Consider the following 2,421-nt stretch of genomic DNA (forward strand, 5'->3'; position numbering starts at 1 on the left):
GTTGATTGCGACACCCATCAACCGGCGAACATCGACCGGAAACTCGCGCAGGTCGGCCTTCGACGACCCCATCCATACTGCGGGCTTTTGGTTTTTCATTCTCCCTCGTCTTATAGCATACAGACTATAATTTTCAACGACGAATCCTGACACCGCTTAACCACCGAAAATAGTTGATTCGGCTCAGACGGCTGTTTTTTTCAAGTGATCATAGAAGCTCATGAAGGCGTGGTCCTTCATGCAATCACGGATCTTAAATTGCGGATTTCGCGCCAGATCCGTCCCGCTGTTGCCGCAGCGATGACTGAAGGTGGTTCCCGTGCAAAGCGACCCCACCCTGCGGCTGTCTAGTTCTCTTCTGCCAAACTCGACAGGTCGGCAATGCGTGATCTATGACAACAACATATCATTCCAATGCTTTGATATGTTTTGACATATCGATGCCTGCAAACCCTCAGTCCGCCCGTCCATTTAGCCCACGGGCCTGCCGGTCTGGTGGGTGTCCAGGCCGCCATCGATGTCCTCGGAGATTTCCTGTCGAAGCTTTGGACCTTTCGCCAGGCGCCGGCCGAGCGCGGTGACGAAGGCATCATAGCGCTCGCCCGCCTTAGCATGGGCAGCCTGCGCCGCGGGCTCGGGCAACGCTGGTGTTGTCGCCAGCCAGAAGCGGACGAAAACGGCGAGCGTCTCCACTGCAATTCCGAGATCGCGCTCTTGGCGTGCCGTACGGCGATCGAGTTGATCGAGCCGCTTGGTGATCGCCGCCTCCTGTCGCTCGGCGGCATCGGGTGAAAGGAACGACTCGATGGCGGCTTCCGCGACGAGCGACCGTGAAAGATCTCGGCGCGCCGCATGTTCGGCCAGCCTGCTCATGACCTTCGGATCGAGATAGACGGACAGGCGTTGTTTGCGGGGTGACTTTGCCATCCGAGCCTCACATATCCACGCCGTCGCCGGGGTCGAGCGACGCCTGTCGCGCAATGCCCTGCATGAGGCGCGTCAGGCGACGATTGCGGACAACACTGTCTTCCATGTCGTCCTGGTGATCGATCTCGAATTCGTTCTCGGTCGAAGGCTTCACGACCAACTCGACGCGACTGAGCTCAGGTTGCCGACGACGTTCGGAATCAGTTTGGTCCTCATCCGCGGCCGACGGCGCCGACGTGGCTTCGGCAATCCAGGGACGGGAAGGCAGAGGCAGGCTGGTCCAGTCGTCAGGTCTCCCCTCCACTGCCGTCGTCAACGCCGGAGGCGGCAAGATACGCTCCTTGAAGCGTGCATCCTCATGATAGCGCGCCTTTTTGGCGCGGATCGGCGGCGCACCCGAGAGCATGACAATCTCGTCGGTGGCCGGGAGTTGCATCACTTCACCAGGCGTGAGCAGCGGGCGAGCCGTCTCGGAGCGGGAGACCATGAGATGACCGAGCCACGGCGACAGCCGGTGGCCGGCATAGTTCCTCATGGCCCTCATCTCGGTCGCTGTTCCGAGCGCATCGGACACGCGCTTGGCGGTGCGCTCATCATTGGTGGCAAAGCTTACCCGGACGTGGCAGTTGTCGAGGATTGAGTTGTTGGCGCCGTACGCCCTCTCGATCTGATTGAGGGATTGAGCGATCAGGAAGCTCTTCAGCCCGTAGCCGGCCATGAAGGCGAGCGCAGACTCGAAGAAATCGAGACGGCCAAGCGCCGGGAACTCGTCGAGCATCAGGAGCAGCCGGTGCCCTTGCGCCCTTACCTTCAGATCTTCAGTCAAGCGGCGACCGATCTGATTGAGGATCAGGCGAATGAGCGGCTTGGTCCGGTTGATGTCGGACGGCGGCACGACGAGGTAGAGTGTCGTCGGATGCTTGTCGTCGACAAGATCGGTGATGCGCCAGTCGCAGCGGCGCGTGACCTCGGCCACGACAGGATCGCGATAGAGGCCAAGGAACGACATGGCGGTAGACAGGACCCCAGAGCGCTCGTTGTCGGATTTGTTCAAGAGTTCTCGGGCGGCGCTGGCGATGACCGGGTGCGGACCGCCCTCACCCAAATGCGCCGTTTTCATCATCGCGGACAGCGTCGATTCGATCGGACGCTTTGGATCGGAGAGGAAGCCGGCAACGCCGGCAAGCGTCTTGTCCTGCTCGGCGTAGAGGACATGCAATATCGCGCCTACCAGCAGTGCATGGCTGGTTTTCTCCCAATGATTTCGCCGCTCGAGCGAGCCTTCAGGATCGACCAGGATATCGGCGATGTTTTGAACATCACGGACCTCCCATTCGCCGCGACGCACCTCGAGCAGTGGATTGTAGGATGAGGATTTCGGATTGGTCGGATCAAACAGCAGGACGCGGCCATGCCTGGCGCGGAAGCCCGCGGTGAGCTGCCAGTTCTCGCCCTTGATATCGTGGACGACGGCTGAGCTCGGCCAGGTCAGCA

2 protein-coding genes are annotated in these 2,421 nt (G+C 60.3%); both read right to left on the reverse strand.

Annotation, left to right across the window (positions count from 1 at the left end):
• Positions 1–471: 471 nt before the first annotated feature.
• Positions 472–927, reverse strand: a complete 456-nt coding sequence (locus tag NR193_RS33200; RefSeq protein ID WP_256754871.1) for a ribbon-helix-helix protein, CopG family — start codon at positions 925–927, stop codon at positions 472–474.
• A gap of 7 nt (positions 928–934) precedes the next feature.
• Positions 935–2,421: IncP-type conjugal transfer protein TraG (gene traG / locus NR193_RS33205; RefSeq protein ID WP_256754872.1), on the reverse strand; the 1,487-nt coding region annotated here is incomplete at its 5' end.

This window comes from Mesorhizobium sp. Mes31 (genome assembly GCF_024519675.1).
Lineage (GTDB): Bacteria > Pseudomonadota > Alphaproteobacteria > Rhizobiales > Rhizobiaceae > Mesorhizobium.

Bases quoted from the DNA above. Each gene is read 5' to 3' on its own strand.
- NR193_RS33200 (WP_256754871.1), bottom strand. From the start codon at position 927: ATGGCAAAGTCACCCCGCAAACAACGCCTGTCCGTCTATCTCGATCCG.